At 66.7% G+C, this 339-nt stretch carries 1 protein-coding gene; it reads left to right on the forward strand.

What is annotated here, in order from left to right; translation table 11 throughout:
* Window positions 1-173: transposase (locus QU44_RS17115; RefSeq protein ID WP_033923617.1), on the forward strand; the 173-nt coding region annotated here is incomplete at its 5' end.
* Window positions 174-339 lie beyond the last annotated feature (166 nt).

Here is a 339-nt window from a genome sequence, read left to right on the forward strand (position 1 = left end):
CCGCCGCCGCGCTGAGGAACGCCGAGTTCGCCACCATCCGCATCCGCCTCATCAAGATCGCCGCCCGCGTCGTCGAAACCGCCAGCCGCATCCGCATCGCCTTCGCCAGCGCTTGCCCCGACGCCGACATCTTCCAGCATATCGCCCGCGCCCTCAAACCCGCGCCGACCTGAACTGCGCGGCTCGGCCGCAGATCGATCCACCCTGTCCAGAAACCCCGCATGCCTCTCTGTCAAACGCGATCGAATAGTCGCCACGGGGAAGCTTGCGCTTGCCGCCTCAGCCGCTACCCCCGTCCCGGATTACGCCATCACGCAGCAGCCCAGTGAATAAGAGAGG

The organism is Sphingomonas sp. 37zxx (assembly GCF_000786205.1).
In the GTDB taxonomy this organism is placed as follows: Bacteria; Pseudomonadota; Alphaproteobacteria; order Sphingomonadales; family Sphingomonadaceae; genus Sphingomonas.